This is a genomic window from Pantoea sp. C2G6 (genome assembly GCF_051336815.1).
Taxonomy (GTDB): Bacteria; Pseudomonadota; Gammaproteobacteria; order Enterobacterales; family Enterobacteriaceae; genus Pantoea.
In genome coordinates this window covers 51,678-73,075 of the sequence record NZ_JBGMNJ010000010.1, presented here as the reverse complement: position 1 = coordinate 73,075, position 21,398 = coordinate 51,678, and the positions used below count along the sequence as shown (strand labels likewise).

Below are 21,398 nucleotides of genomic sequence, written 5' to 3'. Positions count from 1 at the left end.
AATGAGCCCGTTTTCTCTGCGTCCCTGCGCGCTGGCGCTGGTCAGCGCCTGCTCTTCTCTGACGCCGGGCCTCGCGCTGGCGGAAACTTACTCATCCCTGCCGCCGCCCCCCAGCCTGCAAGCCACCGCCAGCGGACAGAGCTATATGCTGGAGCTGGTGGTTAACCAGCAGGCGAGCGGCAACATCGTACCGGTTGAACGGCGCGACGATCACTTCTGGCTGCGCAGCGGCGATCTGCAACGCGCCGGTCTGCCCCTGGCGCGGCTGGGCCCGCAGCCGCAGGTGGATGTCAGCGCCCTGCAACCGGTTAAGGTGGAGTATGACGCGGCGCGGCAGCGCCTGCTGCTTACCGTGCCGCCCGCCTGGCTGCCGGGTCAGGTGATCGGCACGGCGCAGAACGGGCCGCGCTATCCGGGCCGCACCAGCCGGGGCGCGCTGGTTAACTACGATCTCTATGTCAGCCGCACCGATAACAGCGGCACCCGCCTCTCCGCCTGGAACGAGCTGCGGCTGTTCAGCGAGGCGGGCCACCTCTCCAGCAACGGCGTCTGGCAGCAGCAGCTGGAGGGGCGTCACCGCTATCAGGATGAGGGCTATATCCGCTATGACAGCTGGTGGAGCAATGAAGAGGAGGACGCGGCGCTCAGCTGGCGGGTCGGCGATCTGGTGACCGACTCGCTGGGCTGGAGCAGCAGCGTCCGGCTCGGCGGGGTGCGTATCGGCCGTGACTTCAGCGTCCGTCCCGATCTGGTGACCTACCCGCTGCCCGCCTTTTCCGGCCAGGCGGCGGTGCCCTCCACCGTCGATCTGTTTATCAACGGCTACCGCTCCAGCCAGGCGAACGTCCAGCCTGGCCCGTGGTCGCTGACCAATGTGCCGTTCGTCAACGGCGCGGGCGAGGCGGTGATCACCACCACCGATGCGGTTGGCCGGCGCGTGACCAGCACCCTGCCATTCTACGTCTCCAGTAACCTGCTGAAATCGGGGCTCTCCGACTACGCCTTCTCCGCCGGGGCGATCCGCGAGAACTACGGCGTGAAGAACTTTGATTATGGCGAGGCCGCGGCCAGCGGCTCTTACCGTTACGGCCTCAGTGACTGGCTGACGCTGGAGAGCCACGCCGAAGGCAGCGAGGCGCTGGCGATGGGCGGGCTGGGCGGTCAGCTGCGCATCGGGAGCTGGGGAGTGATCAACGGGGCGGCGGCGCAAAGCCGGCTGGATGGCGCAGGCGGCCAGCAATACAGCTGGGGGTATCAGTACAACAATCGCTGGTTCAACATCGGCGCTCAGCTGACGCAGCGCAGCCGCGATTTCGCTAATCTGGCGCTGGTCGGCAGCCGCGCCGGTACTCAGGCGGGCAGCCGCTACGCCCTGTCGCGCCGCAGCGCGCAGTACAGCGCCAGCCTCTCCCTTGAGCGCTTTGGCAGCGTTGGCGCAGCCTGGATCGACATCACCGGCGGTCGGGGCGACCGCACCCGGCTGTTAAACCTCTCCTGGAGTAAAAACCTGTGGGGCAACAGCAGCCTCTATCTCTCCGCCAGCCGCGATCAGCAGGAGAAGAGCTGGAGCGGTGCGCTTTCGCTGGTGATCCCGTTTGGCGAACAGGGCAGCGCCGCCCTCAGCAGCGAACGCGCTCCGCGCGGCCGCGACAGCCAGCGTCTCTCGGTTTCCCGCGCCATGCCCAGCGACGGTGGTATCGCCTGGGATGCCGGCTGGGCGAATCAGAACGGTGACAGCGGCGACTACCGCCAGGGCAGCCTGCGCTATCGCAACAACCAGATCGACACCGCCGGTGGCTTTTATGGCGATGATGACAACCTGACCCGGTGGGCCGATTTCTCCGGTGCGCTGGTGCTGATGGATAGCCAGCTGTTTGCCGCTAACGGCATCAACGACGCCTTTGTGCTGGTAAAGACCGGCTATCCCGACGTTAACGTGCGCTATGAAAACCAGTCGATGGGTCGTACCAACCAGCAGGGCTATCTGCTGGTGCCCTCTGTCAGCAGCTACTATCCGGCCCGCTATGGGATCGACACCCTCGACCTGCCCGCGGATATAACGACACCGCGCGTGGAGCAGCGCGTGGCGGTGAAGCGGCAGAGCGGCTATCTGCTCGATTTCCCGGTGGAGAAGCTGCGCTCAGCCAGCGTGATCCTGCACGATGCGCAGGGCCAGCCGCTGCCGGTCGCCAGCCAGGTGCAGCGTCCCGGCCATCCGACCGACTATGTTGGCTGGGATGGCCTCGTCTGGCTGGAGGAGCTGGCCCCCGTTAACCCGATGCAGGTGGTGACGCCCGATGGCCGCCGCTGTGACACCGAACTGCGTATCGCCAGCGGTCAGCCGCAGGCGCTGAAAACCTATGGGCCGTTAACCTGCGCGCTGCCTGCGCCTGCCGCGGGCAGCGCGGCCCATCCTGCTGATACTTTTCATTCCGGGACTGATTTATGATGCGATTTCTGATGGTTGCGGGTCTGCTGCTGTTACCTTCGTTCGGCTATGCCGCCTGCGCCCTGCCCGCCGCCACCGCCAGCTTTGGTTCAGTGACCACCTTTGTGGCGAACAGCACGGTCAGTTCAACCAGCACCAATGCCAATGTGAACTGCGGTGCCGGTTCCGCGCTGTCACTGCTGGGCAATAACCAGATCACCTTCCAGCTTAGCGGCGCGTCCAGCAGTAACGGTACGCGCGGCATCATGAAGCGCAGCGGTGATACCGGCAGCGACAATCTGCCGGTACGACTCTGTACCGACAGCGCCTGCGCCAGCGAGCTGACGATTGGCGGGAGCCCCTTTGTTTATGGCTCGCAAACGCTGATTAACCTGGCGGGCCTGCTGGGCAGCCTTAACTTCGCGATTCCGGTCTATCTGCGCACCGTGCCTGGTCAGGTGGTCGCCGCAGGCAGCTATCAGCTGACGCTGAATCTGGCGGTAACCTACCGCATCTGCACCAGCGTCGGGGTCGGCAACCTCTGCCTGAGTGAACAAAACGGCAGCGGCGTGATCCCGATTACGGTGACGGCTATCCTGACCAATGACTGCACGGCGATCACCGCGCCCAATATCAGCTTTGGCAGCGCGCCGCTGGTGGGCAGCTTTCCCGGCGTGTCGCAGACCATCAACGTGCTGTGCAGCAAAGGCAGCAGCTACAGCGTCGGGCTGAGTAACGGCAGCTATGCGGTGGGCAGCGTCAGGAATATGGCGAGTGGGGCGAATCGGCTGAGCTATGAGATCTATAAAGGCACCGGCAGCGATCGCTGGGGGCCAGCCGGGAGTGAACGCTGGAGCAGCAGCACCTCAAGCACACTCTCCGCCGATGGACTAACGCGCGGTTTTAACTACACCGCGCGCATTCTGACCAGCCAGAGCACGCCGCCCGCTGGCAACTACAGCGACAGCGTGGTGGTCGATCTCTCGTTTTAAGAGGAGGCGCTGACCGGCGCGCCGCTGTGCCGGATCTGATACTGCTTCACCATCCGGCCAATCAGCAGGGTGCCGATCAGCCCGCAGATGGCGGCAAAGGTCAGCCAGACGCCCGGCATCGCCTTGTCACCGGTGGCGTGGATCAGGTAACTGGAAATGGCCGGGGTAAAGCCGCCAAACAGCGCCGTCGCCAGGCTATAGGCCATAGAGAAACCGGCGGCGCGCACTTCCGCGGGCATAATCTCCGCCAGATAGACCACCATCGCGCCGTTGTAGCTGGCATAGAGAAACGACAGCCACAGTTCCGCTTCCAGCAGATGGCTGAAGCTGGCCGATCCCACCAGCCAGTGCAGCACCGGCCAGGTGGTGGCAATCATCAGCAGGGTGAAGGTGATCAGCAGCGGGCGACGGCCGACGCGGTCCGACAGCGCCCCCATCAGCGGCAGCCAGATCAGGTTGGAGATGCCGACACAGAGCGTCACCAGAAACGCCTGCTTGTCGCTCATCATCAGCACCGTTTTGCCGAAGGTCGGGGTAAAAGCGGTGATCATATAGAACATCACCGTGGTGGTGACCACCATCAGCATCCCCGCCAGCACCAGCGCCCAGTTGCTGGCGACCGAACGCATAATCTCCGTCATGCGCGGATGGTGTTTACGCTGGCTGAAGGCTTCGGTCTCTTCCAGCATCCGGCGGATATAGAACAGGAACGGCACAATCAGGCAGCCGACCACAAACGGGATACGCCAGCCCCACTCTGTCACCGCTTCTTTCGCCAGCAGATGATTCAGCGCCAGACCCAGCAGGGCGGCAAAGATCACCGCAATCTGCTGACTGCCCGACTGCCAGCTGACGAAGAAACCTTTACGTCCTTCCGGCGCAACCTCTGCCAGGTAGACCGATACCCCGCCCAGCTCGACGCCCGCCGAGAAGCCCTGTAACAGCCGTCCCAGCAGGATCAGAATCGGCGCTGCCGCGCCCAGGGTGGCGTAACCCGGCACCAGCGCGATGGTCAGGGTGCCGATCGCCATCAGGCCGAGCGTCAGCAACAGCCCTTTGCGACGGCCGTGATGGTCGATATAGGCCCCCAGAATAATCGCCCCCAGCGGGCGCATCAGGAAGCCAGCGCCAAAGGTCATCAGGGTCAGCATTAAAGAGGCGAACGGGTCATCACCCGGAAAGAAGGTTTTGGCAATCGCGGTGGCGTAGTAGCCAAACACCATAAAATCGTACATCTCCAGGAAGTTACCACTGGTGACATTGAAGATGGTTCTGGCTGCGCTTTTCGGCGCTTTTTGTAAAGACGGGGTGTGACGCATATCGGCTTCCTGTAGTTTTTAAGCCGTTTTAGCCTGCATCGCCGCCGATTAATGTGAGCTGGCTCACCATTGCACTTTACAAATCTATGTAAATACGTAACAACCAATTAACAATCACCCATGAGCAGCATAAGTGATCGGCGGTTTTGCCGCTTTGCCTGATTTCATCCGGCCACAAGCGGCAATAAAAAAGGCGGCTGATCGCTCAGCCGCCCTGTTTCCGTACCGGATAACCCGCTATTTCTTCACGGTTTCCATGCCCATCAGACCAATTTTCAGATAGCCCGCCGTGCGCAGCTGATCCATCACGCTCATCAGCGTTTCATAATCCACCGACTTATCCGCCTGGAAGAAAATGGTGGTCTCTTTGTTGCCCTGGGTCTGGCTGGTCAGCACACTCACCAGCGACGCGGGCGTCACCGGATCGTTACCGATATAGAGCTGCTTGTCCGCTTTGATCGACAGGTAAACCGGTTTTTCCGGGCGCGGCTGCGGTGTGCTGGTCGAGGCGGGCAGATTAACGCGCACATCAACCGTGGCCAGCGGCGCGGCCACCATAAAGATGATCAGCAGCACCAGCATGACGTCGATAAACGGCGTCACGTTGATCTCATGCATTTCACCATCGGTTTCCAGATCGTCGTTTAATCGCATGGCCATAAGAACTTACCCTAAGCGCAGTTTCTGGGCGGTCGCCGGACGCGGAACCTCAGGGGCGACGGTGCCCAGGTCAATATCGCGGCTCTGCAACAGCAGCACCTGCGCGGCGACATCCCCCAGCGAGGCTTTGTAGTTCGCGATCATCCGGGCAAAGACGTTGTAGATCACCACCGCCGGGATCGCCGCCACCAGACCAATCGCGGTCGCCAGCAGCGCTTCGGCGATACCGGGTGCCACCACCGCCAGATTGGTGGTCTGGGTTTTGGCGATGCCGATAAAGCTGTTCATGATGCCCCAGACGGTGCCGAACAGACCGATAAACGGCGCGACGGAACCGATGGTCGCCAGGAAACCGTTGCCGCGCCCGGCATGGCGGCCGAAAGCGGCGACGCGACGCTCCAGACGGAAGCTGGTGCGATCTTTAATGCCGTTGGTGTCTTCCACGCCCGCCGACAGTTCAAGTTCGTTCTGCGCATCGTTCAGCAGCGCCAGGCTGTGGCTGTGCGCAGTAAACGCGCCGGCGATGCGGGCGGCGTCATGCAGACTGCGGGCTTCACCCAGCGCCAGCTGCTCACGCTTCAGGCGACGTTTCGCGGCGCTGAGTTCGGCATATTTGCCGAAGAAAATTGCCCAGGTCACGACCGAGGCCAGTAACAGGCCAATCATGACGACCTTTACCACGGTATCGGCATGCTGATACATGCCCCAGACGGAGAGGTCCGTCTGCATCAAATCGCTGGCTACCACGCTGCTTCTCCAACTTCTTCTACAGGGATGCGGAACAAGCGCAAATAATAACAAACTAACGGCGAATTGATAGTAGTTCTCATTAGTATTTACAAACCCGATCGCTGTCGTTGACCGGCAATTCACTCGGTTTATACAAAATTTGCGAGCATGTTTCTAAAATGTGAAGTCGCATGAAAATTTATTAAAACAACGTTTCAAAATGTGATGGCATTCATTCAATCAGCATCGCTGCATTTTACTGACGCCGCTTTTCACTATGCTGGCTTCCACACGGTCCTCTCCGGTTCCCCCCGAACCCGGACGCCGTCCTACCTCAGCGGGAGACAACATAATGAGAATGACAAAAACAGGCCTGGCCGGTGCCCTGGCGGCGATGATGGTGAGCGCTGCCGCCTCGGCACAGGTGATTAAAGTGGCTGAAGTGCAGCCTGCCGGTTATCCCACGGTGGTCGCGTTACAGCATATGGGTGACAAACTGAAGCAGGCGACCGATGGACGGCTGGAGATGAAAATCTACGCCGGTGGCGTGCTGGGTGATGAAGATCAGACGCTACAGCAGGTACAGCTGGGCGCCATCGATATGATCCGCGTCTCGCTGGCCCCGGTCACCTCGATTGCGCCGGAGACCAGCGTGCTGACGCTGCCCTACGTTTTCCGCGATGTGGACCATATGCACAAAGTGCTGGATGGCGAGATTGGTCAGGAGATCGCCAGCAAATTTGATAAGGACCCCAACGCCCGCATGGTGTTCCTGGGCTGGACCGACGCCGGTGAGCGCAACATGATCACCAAAAAGCCGCTGGCCAAACCGGAAGATCTCAAAGGCATGAAGATCCGCGTCCAGAACAGCGCCATCTCGCTGGCAACGCTGAAAGCGATGGGTGCCAACCCGGTGGCGATGGGCGTCAGTGAGGTGTTCAGCGCGATGCAGACCGGCGTGGTCGATGGCACCGAGAACAACCCACCGACCTTTGTCGCCCATAACTATCTGCCGGTGGCGAAGTACTACACCCTTACCGGCCACTTTATTCAGCCGGAGATGATCCTGTTCTCAAAACGCGCCTGGGATCGCCTGAAACCGGACGATCAGACGTTGCTGAAAAAGCTCGGCAAAGAGGCGCAGGATGAGGAGCGTCAGCTCTGGGCGACCTATACCGAACAGTCCATCGCCAAAATGAAGGCGGGTGGCGTGACCTTCCAGCAGACCGACCGCGACTATTTCGTCAAGGCGACCCAGCCGGTGCGCGATCAGTTTGGCGGCAAATATCAGGATCTGATGACCCGGATCGCTGAGGTGAAATAACCCTCCCCGCGCCACACTGCGGTGTGGCGTGTTTAATCAGGTATCAATTATGTCTGCTTATACACGTCTGATGGATGGGCTCTATCTGCTCTGCATGCTGGTCGCTGCGCTGGCGCTGATGATCATGGTGACGGTGATCCCGATCGGGATCTTCGCCCGCTACGTGATGAACGGCGCGCTCTCCTGGCCGGAACCGGTCGCCATAATCTGCATGATTATTTTTACCTTTATCGGCGCGCCGGTCGGACTGCGCGCCGGTACGCATATCTGTGTCTCGATGATGACCGATCGCCTGTCGCCCGCCGCTCAGCGCCTGCTGCTGCGGCTCTGCGATCTGCTGATGATCATCACCTGTCTGGTGATCTTTCAGGCCAGCTACAGCCTGTGCGAAGCGATGTGGGTGCAGACGCTCGCCTCCCTGCCCGCGGTCTCCTACGGCGAGATGTATCTGCCGATCCCGATTGGCGCACTCTTCACCCTGCTGTTTGTTATTGAGCGATTGCTGACCGGCGATCAGAGCCAGCGGCCAATTGTCACGCTGGGCGGCACCCACTAAACCGGAGCGGAAGATGGACGCATTGATATTATTAGGCAGTTTACTGGTGTTGCTGCTGGTGGGGTTTCCGGTGGCGTTTGCGGTCGGGCTCAGCGCCTTTATCGGGGCCTGGTGGATCGATCTGCCGCTGGAAGCGGTGGTGATCCAGATTACTAACGGCATTAACAAATTTTCGCTGCTGACCATCCCGTTCTTTATCCTGGCGGGGGCGATTATGGCTGAGGGCGGGATCGCCCGGCGGCTGGTCAATTTCGCCTATATTTTTGTCGGTTTTATCCGCGGTGGCCTCTCGCTGGTGAACATTGTCGCCTCAACTTTCTTCGGCGCGATTTCCGGTTCGTCGGTGGCGGATACCGCCTCCATCGGCTCGGTGATGATTCCGCAGATGGAGGAGAAAGGCTACCCGCGCGACTTCGCCGCCGCCGTCACCGCCAGCGGCTCGGTGCAGGCGGTGCTGACCCCGCCCAGCCATAACTCGGTGATCTATTCGCTGGCGACCGGCGGGCTGGTGACCATCTCCTCGCTGTTTGTCGCCGGGATTTTGCCCGGCCTGATGCTCGGCGGCTGCCTGATGGTGATGTGCCTCGGCTTCGCGCGTAAACGCGGCTATCCCAAAGGGGAGCGCATTCCGTTTCGTCAGGCGCTGAAGATCTTCTTTGATGCGTTCTGGGGCCTGTTCACGGTGGTGATCATCATGGGCGGCATCCTCTCCGGTATTTTCACCGCCTCGGAGTCGGCGGCGATCGCCTGTATCTGGGCTTTCTTCGTCACCATGTTTATCTATCGCGACTTTAAGTGGAGCCAGCTGCATATCCTGCTGTTCCGTACCATTAAGACGGTCACTATCGTGATGGTGCTGATCGCCTTCGCCGCCGGATTTGGCGCGGTGATGACCTTTATGCAGCTGCCGACCCTTATCACCGACGCCTTTACCAGCCTCTCCGATAACAAGTATGTGATTCTGATGTGCATCAACATCCTGCTGCTGGTGGTGGGTACGCTGATGGATATGGCTCCGCTGATCCTGATCCTGACCCCGGTGCTGCTGCCGGTGGCCACCAGCCTGGGCATCGACCCGGTGCACTTCGGGATGATCATGCTGACCAACCTCGGTATCGGCCTGATTACCCCGCCGGTCGGCACGGTGCTGTTTGTCGCCAGCGCGGTGAGTAAGCAGAAGATTGAGGAGGTGGTCAGCGCGATGCTGCCGTTCTACGGCATGCTGTTTATTGTCCTGATGCTGATTACCTATATTCCCGCCATCTCCCTCTGGCTGCCGCGCCTGATGGGCGTGATGTAGCGCGATGAAAACTGGCCCGCAGACGGGCCAGTTTTTTATGCTGCGACCCGTTCTGATAATCGCTATTGAGTCTCAACCCTGCTGGCCGTTTCGTGATAACGTGAGGGCCTAGTCAGATGCGGCAGGGGCGACTCATGACCACCAGAAAAATAGATACCACGCTCGTCAGTGCAGGACGCAGCAAGCGTTATACCCAGGGCTCGGTAAACAGCGTGATTCAGCGGGCCTCCTCGCTGGTTTTTGATACGGTGGCGGACAAAAAACGCGCCACCGCCGGTCGGGCAAAAGGCGAGCTCTTTTATGGCCGGCGTGGCACCCTGACGCACTTTGCGTTGCAGGATGCGATGACCGAGCTGGAGGGCGGCGCGGGCTGCGTGCTCTATCCCTGTGGCGCGGCCGCGGTGGCGAACGCGATTCTGGCGTTTGTCGAAGCCGGTGACCATGTGCTGATGAGCGGTGCGGTGTATGAACCGACTCAGGACTTCTGTCATAAAATTCTGGCGAAAATGCAGGTCACCACCGGCTGGTTCGATCACTGCATCGGCAGCGAAATCGGCGCGCTGGTGCAGCCCAATACCCGGGTGGTGTTCCTGGAGTCTCCCGCCTCGATTACCATGGAAGTGCAGGATATTCCGGCGATTGTCGCCGCGGTGCGCGCCAGAGCGCCCGAGGCGATTATCATGATCGACAACACCTGGTCGGCCGGGATTCTGTTTAACGCGCTGGCGCACGACATCGATATTTCGATTCAGGCGGGCACCAAATATCTGATTGGTCACAGCGATGCGATGATTGGCACCGCCGTCGCCAATGCGCGCTGTATCGACCAGCTGCGCGAGAACTCCTATCTGATGGGTCAGATGGTCGATGCCGACACCGCCTATATGGCGAGTCGCGGATTGCGCACGCTCGGCACCCGGCTGCGTCAGCATGAGGAGAGCGCGATTCAGGTGGCCGAGTGGCTGGCGGCGCGGCCCGAAGTGGACCGGGTGAACCACCCGGCGCTGGCGCAAAGCAAAGGGCATCGCTTCTGGCAGCGCGATTTCAGCGGCAGCAGCGGCCTCTTCTCTTTTATCCTGCGGGAAAAACTCAGCGCGCCGCAGCTGGCGGAATACCTCGATCACTTCCATCATTTCAGCATGGCCTACTCCTGGGGCGGTTATGAATCGCTGATCCTGGCGAATCAGCCGGAAGAGCTGGCGGCGATCCGCCCGGCGGGCGGCGTCGACTTCAGCGGCACGCTGGTGCGGCTGCATATCGGCCTGGAGCACGTTGATGACCTGCTGGCTGACCTGGACGCCGGTTTTACCCGCCTGACGCGCTGAGTCAGGCAGGCAGAAGTTAAACAGAAACTAAACAAAGCTGAACCGGATAGCGGTCACCGGCAGAGTTTGCCGGGCAACCGCCCGTTTATTGTTAAAATTTATCCCGGACCGTTCAGGTCGTCAGTGCGGTCGCCGCGCTTAGCGCGCCGTTTCGTTACTGAGGCTCTGAACGCTGACGGATAGTTCCTTGTGACGTGATGGAATCGCTAATGGGTGTTTTACACGAGATTGTCCAGGCGCTCTGGCATCAGGATTTTGCTGCGCTGGCAAACCCGGATGTGGTGTGGGTGGTGTACGGCGTGATGTTCCTGACGCTGTTTCTGGAAAACGGACTGCTGCCCGCCTCTTTTCTGCCGGGCGACAGCCTGCTGCTGCTGGCCGGTGCGATGGTGGCCAAAGGGGTGATGGATTTTGTGCCGACGATGGTGATCCTCACCACCGCCGCCAGCCTCGGCTGCTGGCTGAGCTACTTGCAGGGCCGCTGGCTGGGCAATACCCGGCTGGTCAAAAGCTGGCTGATGCATCTGCCGGCGCAATATCACCAGCGCGCCTGGAATATGTTTAACCGTCACGGTCTGATGGCGCTGCTGGTGGGCCGCTTTCTCGCCTTTATCCGCACTATCCTGCCAACCATGGCGGGCATCGCCGGTTTGCAGAACAGCCGCTTCCAGCTGTTTAACTGGCTGAGCGGCGTGCTGTGGGTGGGCATCGTCGTCGCCTTTGGCTATGGCATCAGCCAGGTGCCGTTTATCAAGCGCCACGAAGATCAGGTGATGGCGATCCTGATGGTGCTGCCGATGGTATTGCTGGTGCTGGGACTGTTCGGCAGCATCCTGGTGATCTGGAAAAAGCGCCGCCAGAAACAGGCCTGACCCCGGCGCGGCGCGTGCCCGTCTCCGCCCTCAGGCGGACGGGTCCGCCACCGTCTGCCGCACCCGATTGACCTCCTCCCCCGGCGTCACGCCAAAATAGCGCTTAAACTCCCGTGAAAACTGCGAAGGGCTCTCGTAGCCCACCCGCACCGCCGCCGCGCTCGCTTTCAGACCATCGTGCAGCATCAGCAGTCGTGCCTGATGCAGCCGGTAGCGTTTGAGGTACTGCAACGGCGAGGTCTGCGTCACGGCCTTGAAGTTGTGATGAAACGCCGAGACGCTCATGTTCACCTCCGCCGCCAGCGCATCGACGCTGAGGTTATCGGCATAGTGGCGCTCGATGCGCCGCAGCGCACGGGCGATCAGGCTGAACTGCGTCTGACGGCTGACCAGCGACAGCAGCGCCCCGCCAATCGGACCGGTCAGCACGTAGTAGATAATCTCGCGCACAATATGCGGCCCCAGCACCCGCGCATCGCGCGGCTGGGTCATCACATCCAGCAGCCGCTCGGCGGCGCAGAGCATCGGCTCCGTCAGCCACGCCGAGTGTATGCCGGAGGTCTGCGGCTGCGGCTGAAAATGTTCATCGTCACCAATTTCAATCAGCAGATCCTGGAGGCTGGCGGTATCGACGTTGAGGCACATTCCGGCAATCGGCTTCTCGGGCGAGGCCCAGGTTTCACACTCCACCGGCAGCGGCACGGTGAGCATCAGATATTTGCTGGCGTCATACTGAAACACCGTGCTGCCGAGATAGCCGGTTTTGCTGCCCTGAAACAGAATGACAATACCGGGCTGATACATCATTGGCGTGCGGGGACGATATTCGCTGGCGTAGATCAGCGACACATTCTCCACCGGACAGAGACGGTCACGACCGTGGGTCATTAAGGTGACTACCTGCTGTGCCAGCCGGTGACACAGCGCATCGTGCGCCATAGCGACTCCTTTTTCAGGCAAAAAAACAGTGTGCCGCGCGGCTGCCTGAATCGCCAGCGGATTGGAGGATCAGGCAAGAAGTTTACCGGATCAGGCAGGGTCAGCGCGTCGCCGTTATCACAAGCGCCAGGCAGCCTGAGAATTGTTGGCTAGACTTAATCACAGTGAAACTCACGGGTTTACCGCAACGGAAAGGAGCAATGCAATTATGGCAGACCAACCCATTATCAAACTGCGCGATGGCAATATGATGCCGCAACTGGGACTCGGCGTGTGGCAGGCCAGCATTGAGGATGCACGTCAGGCGGTGCTGAAGGCACTGGAGGTCGGCTATCGCTCAATCGATACCGCCGCCGCCTACAAAAATGAAGAGGCGATTGGTCAGGCGCTCCAGGAAACCGACGTCCCGCGCGAAGAGATTTTCGTCACCACCAAGCTGTGGAATGACGATCAGCAGAATGTGCAGCAGGCGATGGAAACCAGCCTGGAGAAACTGAAACTCGATCAGGTCGACCTCTACCTGATGCACTGGCCCTGCCCGGAGAAAGACCACTATGTGGATGCCTGGCAGAAGATGATTGAACTGCAACAGCAGGGGCTGACGAAAAGTATCGGCGTCTGTAACTTCCATGAAGCGCACCTGAAGCGCCTGCTGGATGAAACCGGAGTCACGCCGGTGGTAAACCAGATTGAGCTGCACCCGATGCTTCAGCAGCGCACGCTGCATGCGTGGAACGCGCTGCACCAGATTCAGACCGAATCCTGGAGTCCGCTGGCGCAGGGCGGCAAAGGGGTGTTCGATCAGGAGATCATTAAGTCGCTGGCGCAGAAATATGGCAAAACCCCGGCGCAGATTGTCATCCGCTGGCATCTGGATAGCGGCCTGGTGGTGATTCCGAAGTCGGTCACGCCAGCGCGTATCGAAGAGAACTTTAAGGTGTTCGATTTCCGTCTGGACAAGCATGAAGTGAGTGATATTGCGAAGCTGGATAGCGGTAATCGTCTGGGGCCAGACCCGGAAACCTTTAACGGCTAAGCGGCCGCGGTCGGTTACCGCCCCGCTGAACAGCAAAAAGGGCAACTGCGCGTTGCCCTTTTTTATGCCCGTCTGGTTACTGGGTGGGCTGCACCACCAGCTGACCCGCGGTGCCGCGATCGGCCAGCTCCAGCGTCTGACTGTAGTAAACAAACGGGAAGTGATCGGAGGAACTTTGCGGGAAGCTGACCATCAGCTCCACGCTGCCATCGACCCACACCGTATCTTTCCAGCCACGATCTTCGCCCATCGGCTGCGCGCCGTTGACGCTCTTGATCAGGAACATCACGCCCTGAATATGCAGCGCCTGAGGCCGATCCGCATGTAAAATCCAGCGTTCAAAGGTGCCCTGCTGCGCGGTAGTATCGATGCGGTTCATATCCCAGATCGCCCCGTTGATGCCCGGCATGCTGTCACCGATGCGGAAATCCCGCGTGCGCACCGCGACTCCATCCAGAATCTGGTCGGCCAGCAGGCGCATCGGCAGGTTATCGGTCACCAGCGGCAGTAAACCGGTGGGCCGTAACGTCAGGATCAGCGTGGAGGTGAGAATCGACGAAGGCTCAAAGAAGCCACGCAGCCGATCCATAATGCCTGCCGCCGTACCCGCGGTAATCGACACCTCATCGCCCTGCGACATATCCACCAGCACTTCGCGCCGTTCGCCCGGCGCCAGCGACAGCCGCTGTACGGCGACCGGTGCAGGCAGATAGCCCTGATCGCTGGCAATCACCATAAACGGGCGATTGTCGCTGAGTACCATCTCGTAACGGCGCGCATTGGAGGCGTTGAGCAGCCGCAGCCGCACCCAGCCGCGTGACACCTCAACAAACGGATTGCGCACGCCATTCACCAGCAGCGTGTCACCGAGAAAACCGCCATCCTGCGGCGGGTCATAGACCGGCGTGGCGAAGTTATCGAGCCGCTTATCCTGAATGATGATCGGAAAATCATCGACGCCATAGTGCTTCGGCAGCGGGAGCTGTTTGCTGACCTCATCCTCGATCAGCCACATTCCCGCCAGCCCGTTGTAGATATGGGGCGCCATGCGGTTGGGCGTGTTGGCGTGATACCAGCAGGTTGAGGCGGCCTGACGAATCGGCAGTACCGGTGCCCAGTCGACGCCTGCCGACATCATGCGCGGCGCGCCACCCATCAGAGCACCCGGCAGTTGCAGGCCGCTGACGGTCATTGAGACCGGCTCGTTCAGCCGGTTGCTGTAGATCAGCTTGACGTCGTCACCGCTGTAGACCCGGACGGTCGGGCCGAGATAGAGGCCATTAATCCCCCACACCGGCACTTTGTTGTTATCACCATTGAACGACCAGTGGCTGCGCTGCATCGTCAGAAACAGCGGCTGGCCGCGACGGGACTCCAGCAACGGCGGAACCGGCAGTGGCGTATCGCCACTGGCTGAAGAAGCGGCTCGCGCCGCGTGCGGATAAAGACCGGCGCTAAGCGCCACTCCAGCAGAAAGCTGGATAAACTGACGTCTGCTGAAAGACATAAAACTTCTGACCCTTTGCGCGTGGCGCTGAAGCGCCTGTTTTTATTGCTCTGTTTTGCTGTGCTGCGTGCACGGCGGGCGGAAAGTCGCCGCGCCGCCGTGTGGCATCCATGCAGGATAGTTCGGCGATTGATCTGCCGGTCAGATTTTTCCGTTTTTTTCGCGTTCGGCCACTTCAGCGTTCAGCTCTTCCAGCTTCGCCGCCATCAGTTCACGGCAATGGGTAGCCAGCTTACGCACCGATGAAGATTCAAACGCTTTAACATCAACCGGCGGCAGCATCTCGACGATAACCAGGCCGTTTTTCCAGCGGTTGAGTTTAATCTTGTCATGGGTATTCGAGACCACAATCGGGATGATCGGCACACCCGCCGCCACAGCGGCGTGAAATGCGCCGGTTTTAAACGGCAGCAGACCGCGTCCGCGACTGCGCGTGCCTTCCGGGAACATCCAGAAAGAGATGCGTTTTTTATTAAACTGATCCACCAGCTCGCCGATAGTGCCGTGCGCTTTGGCGCGGTTATCACGGTCAATCAGCAGATTGCCGGTCAGCCAGTAGAGCAGACCAAAAAACGGCACCCACAGCAGGCTCTTTTTCCCCACCGTGACCGTGGTCGGCTGCACAATTTTAGCCGCCGTCACCATGTCGTAATTGTTCTGATGGTTAGCGATGTAGATCGCGTTGCCATAATTGTCCGCCCCCTCGGGGCGACGCAGTTCCACTTTAAGGCCAAACACCGTCGACAATTTGCCGAACAGATGGCCAAAGGTGGCGACGTGGCGTGGATTGCGCGGTGAAAAAAGACACCAGATACAGCCAAACACCGAGATGACGATCGAATAGATGATGACGATAATGGCACGCAGTATCAGTAACATAGTTCCCTCATTGAGCCACGGCTGACGCGGAGGTCAGCCGGGTAGTTTACGCTTCGCTATCCGGGCTTGCCGGACGCGCAGGCGCATCCAGTTCAACTCGATCAATTTTTTGCAGGCCGCGCGGTAACAGGGTGCCGCGACGTCCGCGATCGGCGCGGAATTTCTGCAACTCTTCGCTGCGTAACACCATTTTACGCTTGCCGACGTGCAGGGTGATGGCGCTGCCCGGTGGCAGGATCAGCAGCCAGGCCAGTTTATCCTGACCGGCGGCCGCTTCCGCTGACGGAATCGAGATGATCTTGTTGCCCTTGCCTTTCGACATCTGCGGCAGTTCGCCGACCGGGAACATCAGCATCCGTCCCGCCTGGGTGATCGCCAGCAGCATGTCATCTTCATGATGGACCGCCATCGGCGTCATCACGCGGGCGTTTTCCGGCAGCGTCAGCAGCGCTTTACCGGCGCGGTTGCGCGACACCAGATCGTTAAAGGTGCAGATAAAACCGTAACCGGCGTCGGAGGCCATCAGCAGACGCTGATCCTCCGGCTCCATCAGTACCTGCTCCACCACCGCACCCGGCGGCGGCGTCAGCTTACCGGTCAGCGGCTCGCCCTGACCGCGCGCCGAAGGCAGCGAGGTCGGGTCGAGCGTATAGCTGCGGCCGGTGGAGTCGATAAAGGCGACCGGCTGATTGCTCTTGCCGCGCGCCGCAGCCAGATAGCTGTCGCCCGCTTTGTAGCTCAGTCCGGCCGGATCAATATCGTGCCCCTTGGCGCTGCGCACCCAGCCCATCTGCGACAGAACGATGGTGACCGGCTCGGAAGGCACCAGCTCGGTTTCGCTCAGGGCTTTCGCTTCTTCACGCTCACGCAGCGGCGAACGACGATCGTCGCCGTAGCTGGCGCTGTCAGCCTGTAGCTCTTTTTTCAGCAGGGTGTTCATCTTGCGTTCAGAGGCCAGCGTCGCCTGAAGCTGATCGCGCTCTTTCTCCAGATCGGCCTGCTCGCCACGGATCTTCATCTCTTCCAGCTTTGCCAGATGGCGCAGCTTGAGTTCGAGAATCGATTCGGCCTGGGTTTCGCTGATGCCGAAGCGGGACATTAGCACCGGCTTTGGCTCATCCTCAGTGCGGATGATCTCGATCACTTCATCGATATTCAGGAACGCCACCAGCAAACCTTCCAGGATATGCAGGCGACGCAGCACGCGATCCAGTCGGTAGTTAAGACGACGTTTGACCGTATCGCGGCGGAACACCAGCCATTCGGTCAGGATCTCATGCAGGTTTTTCACCGCCGGACGGTTATCCAGCCCGATCATGTTGAGGTTAACGCGGTAGCTCTTCTCCAGATCGGTGGTGGCGAACAGGTGGTTCATCACCTGATCGAGATCGACGCGGTTGGATCGCGGCACGATCACCAGCCGGGTCGGGTTCTCGTGATCCGATTCATCACGCAGATCCTCCACCATCGGCAGCTTTTTATTGCGCATCTGGTTGGCGATCTGCTCCAGCACGCGCGCGCCCGAGACCTGATGTGGCAGCGCGGTGATCACCGCCTCGCCCTCTTCTTTCTTCCACACCGCGCGCTGACGGATGGAGCCGCGGCCGGTCTGATAGATTTTGCGGATCTCGTCACGCGGCGTAATGATCTCCGCCTCGGTCGGGTAATCCGGTCCCTGGACAATATCCAGCAGCTGTTCCAGCGTGGTTTTTGGCGCGTCGATCAGGGCGATGGCCGCCTGCGCCACTTCGCGCAGGTTGTGCGGCGGAATGTCGGTCGCCATGCCGACGGCAATCCCGGTGGTGCCATTCAGCAGAATATTGGGCAGCCGCGCCGGCAGCATCTTCGGCTCCTGCAAGGTGCCGTCAAAGTTCGGCTGAAACTCAACCGTTCCCTGACCCAGCTCGCCCAACAGCAGCTCGGCATATTTCGACAGGCGTGATTCGGTGTAGCGCATCGCCGCGAACGACTTGGGATCGTCCGGGGCACCCCAGTTACCCTGGCCATCGACCAGCGGATAACGGTAGGAGAACGGCTGCGCCATCAGCACCATCGCTTCATAGCAGGCGCTGTCGCCGTGCGGATGGTATTTACCCAGCACGTCACCCACGGTACGCGCCGATTTTTTAAATTTTGCGCTGGCGCTCAGCCCCAGTTCTGACATGGCGTAAACGATGCGCCGCTGAACCGGCTTGAGTCCGTCACCAATGTAAGGCAGGGCGCGATCCATGATGACGTACATGGAATAGTTTAAGTACGCATTTTCGGTAAATGTGTGCAGGGCAAGACGCTCTGCACCATCCTGCGTCAGTTCACTCATTAATTTCTCATCCTCACATCGTGGCCCACAACGGCGGGACACCCGGCGGTGGTTTGGCGAGGATAGTACCTTATTCGCCGGTGTTAGTCACAGGGGAAGCGCGGGCAACGGGCGCTCAGCCAGCGCGAATGAAACCGCCGGATGATCCGCTGCGCCGGGTCAGCGGAAAGTGCGCTCTGATGCGGGGTCAGGTCAGGACTTTGCGCCCATCCACTGGCGGGCAATCTCACGGTATTCGCCGGTGGCGGTGCTGAGATGCAGCCACTGGTCGACATAGAGTTTCCAGCTGATGTCATCACGCGGGATCATGTACGACTTCTCACCATATTGCAGCGGTTTGTCGGCATTGATCGCACAGAGCGAAGGAAAACGCTGCTGCTGGTAGCGCGCCTCAGAGGCGTCGGTAATCATCACGTCAGCGTGGTTGTCCACCAGCTGCTGGAAGATAGTGACGTTATCGTGGTAGAGCGTCAGCGACGCTTTGGGCAGATGGCTGTGGACAAAGGCTTCGTTAGTCCCGCCAGCCGGTTCAATCAGCCGGACCTCAGGCCGGTTGAGCTGTTCGATGGTCTGATAGCGCTCTTTATCGGCGCAGCGCACCAGCGGGATTTTGCCATCCACATCCAGCGGCCGGGCGAACCAGGCGGTCTGCTGACGTTTCAGGGTGACGGAGACGCCGCCGACGGCAATATCGCACTGTTTTGCCAGGAAGTCGGACATCAGCCCTTTCCAGCTGGTAGGCACCCATTGCACTTTCGCGCCGAGCGAGGCGGCCAGCGCGTTCGCCATGCTGATGTCCAGCCCCTCATACTGGCCATCGGGCCGCAGGTAGCTGTAAGGCTTGTAGTCGCCGGTGGTGCAGACTTTGAGGGTTTTGGTGCTGAGGACGCTGTCGAGATGCGACTGCGCCTGCACAGTCCCGGTCGCCAGCAGCAGGCAGAAGAGTGTTTTTTTCATTTTCTGTTTATCTGAGTGAGTTTGCGCCCCGATGGTGCCATAAACCGGCGCATTATTGCTGCTACAGCAAAAGTGTTGTGATCAGTCTCCCATTTTTCTGCGGCGCCGGCGCGCGTAAGCTAAGGCCATACTGAGAAAACGAGGCAACTTATTCATGAGTAAGATTTTAATTATTGATGGCGGCAAAACCTTTGCCCACTCCAAAGGCGAACTGAATCATACCCTGACCGAAGTGGCCGCCAGCCAGCTGCGCGATCTGGGGCATGAGGTTTCCGTCACCCTCGCCGACAGCGACTATGTGGTGGCCGATGAAGTTCAGAAGTATGTTGAAAGTGATGTGGTGATTTATCAGATGCCAGGCTGGTGGATGGGCGAGCCCTGGACGGTGAAGCGCTATATCGACGAGGTCTTTACCGAAGGTCATGGTCAGCTTTACGCCAGCGATGGCCGCACCCGTTCCGACGCGGCGAAGAAATATGGTTCCGGCGGCCTGTTGCAGGGCAAAAAATATATGCTGTCGCTGACCTGGAACGCGCCGTTGCAGGCTTTTACCGACCCGGAGCAGTTCTTTGAAGGCGTCGGCGTTGACGGGCTCTATCTGCACTTCCACAAGGCTAATCAGTTCCTGGGAATGGAAGCGCTACCGACCTTTATCTGTAACGACGTGATTAAGCAGCCGGATGTGCCACGCGATATTGCGGCTTATCGGACCCATCTTACGCGCGTTTTTGCCTGATTTATGCTGCAATTAAGATCCACTCCCGCAAAAAAGGAATCTGCGAATGTTAACAGTCGTTGCTGAAATTTGTGTTAAGCCCGGTCGCCGTCAGGCCGTTCTGGAAGCCGTTAAAAACCTCATCCCGACCGTGTTACAGGAAGAGGGATGCCATCAGTATGACGCGCTGCTGGATCATCAGGCTCAGGTGCCGTGGAAGCAGAACTCGCCGGACTCCATTTTTATGCTGGAACAGTGGGAAACGCTGCGTCACCTGGAGCAGCATCAGCAGATGCCGCACATGGATGCGCACCGCGCCATCATTAAGGATGATGTGGTGGATGTGAAGATTCTGGTGCTGGAACCCACGGCCTGATTGTCGGGTTGATTGCTGATACTCCTGTCCCAATGTTGTCACCGGGTCAGGAGTGGCGCGACCAGAGCGACCAGGGCGTGGCTTGAGCGTCTTTGCGATCGCTCCCTGCGCATTCTCACAGCGAATGCGGGTCTGTCACTCATCTGAACCTCTGTCCTGTGACAGAGGTTTTTTTGTTTCTGACAGACCGGTTCAGAGCAGCTGACGACGATCAATCTCGCTGCGCAGAAAGTCGAGAAAGCAGCCGATGCGCGACGAGAGCGTGGTGTTGCGATAGTAAACCGCGTGAACCGGCAACCGCAGCTCGCGGGTTTCGGCGGTTAATACCGGCACCAGCCGGCCCGCGGCGCAATCAGCCCGGCTGACAAAGTCGGAGAGACGGGCGATGCCGTGTCCCGCCAGCGCCAGTTGCCGGATGGTTTCGCCGCTGGAGGCGGAGATAGTCGGCTTGATGCGCATAAACTCCCCATCTGACTGCCAGACCGGCCAGACGTTGTGCGCTTCCAGATGACTGAAGCCGATAATCTGATGCTGCGCGAGATCGGCAACGGTTTCTGGCGTGCCCGCCTTCGCCAGATAGGCCGGGCTGGCCATCAGACGAATCGCGCTACTGCCGAGCAGCCGGGCGCGCAGCGTGGAGTCACGCAGCTCGCCAATGCGAATGGCGATGTCGGTCTGCTGCTCCAGCAGATCGATCAGAATGTCGTCGGTATTGAGTTCCAGCTGGATCAGCGGATAGGAAGCGCGGAACGCCTCCAGCAGCGGCACAATCACGTGCAGCATAAAGGGCGTGGCGGCGTTAACCCGCAACCGTCCCGACGGCACTTCGCGTCGCTGGGCAATCTGTTCTTCGGCCTGCTCAACCGAGGCCAGGATCTGGCGGGCATGTTCCAGAAACACCGCGCCCTCTTCGGTCAGCGCCAGCCGTCGGGTGGTGCGATGCAGCAGCGTAGTCTGTAGTTTACTCTCCAGGCGTGACACCGCCCGACTGATACCCGAACTGGTCTGGCCCAGCTGGTCTGCCGCCGCGGTGATCGAGCCGCTGTCCACCACCGCCACCCAGGCGCGTAACTCTTCCAGCGTAATTTTCACAATCGTTACTGTCTCTGCGGTTTAAAGCTGTCAGCCGCCATCCCCTGGCGCGGGCTGACGCAGAAAGAGAAC

Annotated in this window: 19 protein-coding genes; 10 read left to right on the top strand and 9 right to left on the bottom strand. The window is 59.9% G+C overall.

The genetic code is table 11. The features are described 5' to 3' along the window. Window position 1: 1 nt before the first annotated feature. Window positions 2–2,449, top strand: coding sequence for a fimbria/pilus outer membrane usher protein (locus ACCW71_RS14350; protein ID WP_436372407.1), 2,448 nt, complete (start codon window positions 2–4; stop codon window positions 2,447–2,449). Further along, a complete protein-coding gene (locus tag ACCW71_RS14345) occupies window positions 2,446–3,420 on the top strand; it encodes a Csu type fimbrial protein (protein WP_436372405.1) in 975 nt (324 codons plus the stop codon). The genes ACCW71_RS14350 and ACCW71_RS14345 overlap by 4 nt, the downstream gene beginning before the upstream one ends. On the opposite strand, the gene ACCW71_RS14340 is transcribed toward ACCW71_RS14345, so the two are convergent. The 3 genes from ACCW71_RS14340 to exbB form a co-directional block, all read right to left on the bottom strand. Beyond that, complete coding sequence (locus ACCW71_RS14340; protein ID WP_436372404.1) at window positions 3,417–4,739, bottom strand: MFS transporter; 1,323 nt, start codon at window positions 4,737–4,739, stop codon at window positions 3,417–3,419. The genes ACCW71_RS14345 and ACCW71_RS14340 overlap by 4 nt on opposite strands. 237 nt (window positions 4,740–4,976) lie before the next feature. Then, window positions 4,977–5,399, bottom strand: coding sequence for a TonB system transport protein ExbD (exbD, locus tag ACCW71_RS14335; RefSeq protein ID WP_436372403.1), 423 nt, complete (start codon window positions 5,397–5,399; stop codon window positions 4,977–4,979). A 6-nt stretch (window positions 5,400–5,405) separates the two neighbouring features. After that, on the bottom strand, window positions 5,406–6,128 hold the full coding sequence (gene exbB, locus ACCW71_RS14330) for a tol-pal system-associated acyl-CoA thioesterase (RefSeq protein ID WP_436372518.1): 723 nt from the start codon (window positions 6,126–6,128) through the stop codon (window positions 5,406–5,408). A 352-nt stretch (window positions 6,129–6,480) separates the two neighbouring features. Between exbB and ACCW71_RS14325 the strand changes: the two genes are divergently transcribed. The 5 genes from ACCW71_RS14325 (at window position 6,481) to ACCW71_RS14305 (ending at window position 11,505) form a co-directional block, all read left to right on the top strand. Beyond that, complete coding sequence (locus ACCW71_RS14325) at window positions 6,481–7,452, top strand: TRAP transporter substrate-binding protein (protein WP_436372401.1); 972 nt, start codon at window positions 6,481–6,483, stop codon at window positions 7,450–7,452. Window positions 7,453–7,501: 49 nt separating this feature from the next. After that, complete coding sequence (locus ACCW71_RS14320; protein ID WP_436372399.1) at window positions 7,502–8,008, top strand: TRAP transporter small permease; 507 nt, start codon at window positions 7,502–7,504, stop codon at window positions 8,006–8,008. 13 nt (window positions 8,009–8,021) lie between these two features. Then, window positions 8,022–9,308, top strand: coding sequence for a TRAP transporter large permease (locus tag ACCW71_RS14315; RefSeq protein WP_436372397.1), 1,287 nt, complete (start codon window positions 8,022–8,024; stop codon window positions 9,306–9,308). A 134-nt stretch (window positions 9,309–9,442) separates the two neighbouring features. Beyond that, window positions 9,443–10,633 (top strand): cystathionine beta-lyase, encoded by a 1,191-nt coding sequence (gene metC / locus ACCW71_RS14310; RefSeq protein WP_436372395.1) that lies wholly within the window; start codon window positions 9,443–9,445, stop codon window positions 10,631–10,633. Window positions 10,634–10,842: 209 nt separating this feature from the next. Beyond that, window positions 10,843–11,505, top strand: a complete 663-nt coding sequence (locus ACCW71_RS14305) for a DedA family protein (protein ID WP_436372393.1) — start codon at window positions 10,843–10,845, stop codon at window positions 11,503–11,505. Window positions 11,506–11,535: 30 nt separating this feature from the next. Here ACCW71_RS14305 and ACCW71_RS14300 read toward each other — a convergent pair whose 3' ends face one another. Continuing rightward, window positions 11,536–12,444, bottom strand: a complete 909-nt coding sequence (locus tag ACCW71_RS14300; protein WP_436372392.1) for an AraC family transcriptional regulator — start codon at window positions 12,442–12,444, stop codon at window positions 11,536–11,538. Between the two features lie 208 nt (window positions 12,445–12,652). On the opposite strand from ACCW71_RS14300, the gene dkgA reads away from it, so the two are divergent. Further along, window positions 12,653–13,480 carry a 2,5-didehydrogluconate reductase DkgA gene (gene dkgA, locus ACCW71_RS14295; RefSeq protein ID WP_436372390.1) on the top strand — a complete coding sequence of 276 codons (828 nt, stop codon included), beginning with the start codon at window positions 12,653–12,655 and terminating at the stop codon, window positions 13,478–13,480. 76 nt (window positions 13,481–13,556) lie between these two features. Here the strand turns inward: dkgA and ftsP are convergent, their stop codons facing one another. From ftsP to ACCW71_RS14275, 4 genes are all read right to left on the bottom strand, one after another. After that, window positions 13,557–14,987, bottom strand: coding sequence for a cell division protein FtsP (gene ftsP, locus ACCW71_RS14290; protein WP_436372388.1), 1,431 nt, complete (start codon window positions 14,985–14,987; stop codon window positions 13,557–13,559). Between the two features lie 141 nt (window positions 14,988–15,128). Next, on the bottom strand, window positions 15,129–15,866 hold the full coding sequence (locus ACCW71_RS14285) for a 1-acylglycerol-3-phosphate O-acyltransferase (protein WP_436372386.1): 738 nt from the start codon (window positions 15,864–15,866) through the stop codon (window positions 15,129–15,131). 46 nt (window positions 15,867–15,912) lie between these two features. Continuing rightward, entirely contained in the window at window positions 15,913–18,186 is a 2,274-nt protein-coding gene (gene parC / locus ACCW71_RS14280) for a DNA topoisomerase IV subunit A (protein ID WP_436372384.1), read from the bottom strand. 192 nt (window positions 18,187–18,378) lie between these two features. After that, entirely contained in the window at window positions 18,379–19,143 is a 765-nt protein-coding gene (locus ACCW71_RS14275; RefSeq protein WP_436372383.1) for a transporter substrate-binding domain-containing protein, read from the bottom strand. 154 nt (window positions 19,144–19,297) lie between these two features. Between ACCW71_RS14275 and ACCW71_RS14270 the strand changes: the two genes are divergently transcribed. Then, on the top strand, window positions 19,298–19,879 hold the full coding sequence (locus tag ACCW71_RS14270; protein ID WP_436372381.1) for an NAD(P)H-dependent oxidoreductase: 582 nt from the start codon (window positions 19,298–19,300) through the stop codon (window positions 19,877–19,879). A 46-nt stretch (window positions 19,880–19,925) separates the two neighbouring features. Then, window positions 19,926–20,234: a putative quinol monooxygenase gene (locus tag ACCW71_RS14265; protein ID WP_436372379.1), complete on the top strand. Its 309-nt coding sequence runs from the start codon at window positions 19,926–19,928 to the stop codon at window positions 20,232–20,234. A 192-nt stretch (window positions 20,235–20,426) separates the two neighbouring features. On the opposite strand, the gene ACCW71_RS14260 is transcribed toward ACCW71_RS14265, so the two are convergent. Further along, window positions 20,427–21,326, bottom strand: coding sequence for a LysR substrate-binding domain-containing protein (locus ACCW71_RS14260; protein ID WP_436372377.1), 900 nt, complete (start codon window positions 21,324–21,326; stop codon window positions 20,427–20,429). Window positions 21,327–21,398 lie beyond the last annotated feature (72 nt).

Excerpts from the sequence above, each read along its gene's own strand:
- ACCW71_RS14350 (WP_436372407.1), top strand. The coding sequence starts at position 2 with ATGAGCCCGTTTTCTCTGCGTCCCTGCGCGCTGGCGCTGGTCAGCGCC.
- ACCW71_RS14345 (WP_436372405.1), top strand. The coding sequence starts at position 2,446 with ATGATGCGATTTCTGATGGTTGCGGGTCTGCTGCTGTTACCTTCGTTC.
- ACCW71_RS14340 (WP_436372404.1), bottom strand. The coding sequence starts at position 4,739 with ATGCGTCACACCCCGTCTTTACAAAAAGCGCCGAAAAGCGCAGCCAGA.
- exbD (WP_436372403.1), bottom strand. The coding sequence starts at position 5,399 with ATGGCCATGCGATTAAACGACGATCTGGAAACCGATGGTGAAATGCAT.
- exbB (WP_436372518.1), bottom strand. The coding sequence starts at position 6,128 with ATGCAGACGGACCTCTCCGTCTGGGGCATGTATCAGCATGCCGATACC.
- ACCW71_RS14325 (WP_436372401.1), top strand. The coding sequence starts at position 6,481 with ATGAGAATGACAAAAACAGGCCTGGCCGGTGCCCTGGCGGCGATGATG.
- ACCW71_RS14320 (WP_436372399.1), top strand. The coding sequence starts at position 7,502 with ATGTCTGCTTATACACGTCTGATGGATGGGCTCTATCTGCTCTGCATG.
- ACCW71_RS14315 (WP_436372397.1), top strand. The coding sequence starts at position 8,022 with ATGGACGCATTGATATTATTAGGCAGTTTACTGGTGTTGCTGCTGGTG.
- metC (WP_436372395.1), top strand. The coding sequence starts at position 9,443 with ATGACCACCAGAAAAATAGATACCACGCTCGTCAGTGCAGGACGCAGC.
- ACCW71_RS14305 (WP_436372393.1), top strand. The coding sequence starts at position 10,843 with ATGGGTGTTTTACACGAGATTGTCCAGGCGCTCTGGCATCAGGATTTT.
- ACCW71_RS14300 (WP_436372392.1), bottom strand. The coding sequence starts at position 12,444 with ATGGCGCACGATGCGCTGTGTCACCGGCTGGCACAGCAGGTAGTCACC.
- dkgA (WP_436372390.1), top strand. The coding sequence starts at position 12,653 with ATGGCAGACCAACCCATTATCAAACTGCGCGATGGCAATATGATGCCG.
- ftsP (WP_436372388.1), bottom strand. The coding sequence starts at position 14,987 with ATGTCTTTCAGCAGACGTCAGTTTATCCAGCTTTCTGCTGGAGTGGCG.
- ACCW71_RS14285 (WP_436372386.1), bottom strand. The coding sequence starts at position 15,866 with ATGTTACTGATACTGCGTGCCATTATCGTCATCATCTATTCGATCGTC.
- parC (WP_436372384.1), bottom strand. The coding sequence starts at position 18,186 with ATGAGTGAACTGACGCAGGATGGTGCAGAGCGTCTTGCCCTGCACACA.
- ACCW71_RS14275 (WP_436372383.1), bottom strand. The coding sequence starts at position 19,143 with ATGAAAAAAACACTCTTCTGCCTGCTGCTGGCGACCGGGACTGTGCAG.
- ACCW71_RS14270 (WP_436372381.1), top strand. The coding sequence starts at position 19,298 with ATGAGTAAGATTTTAATTATTGATGGCGGCAAAACCTTTGCCCACTCC.
- ACCW71_RS14265 (WP_436372379.1), top strand. The coding sequence starts at position 19,926 with ATGTTAACAGTCGTTGCTGAAATTTGTGTTAAGCCCGGTCGCCGTCAG.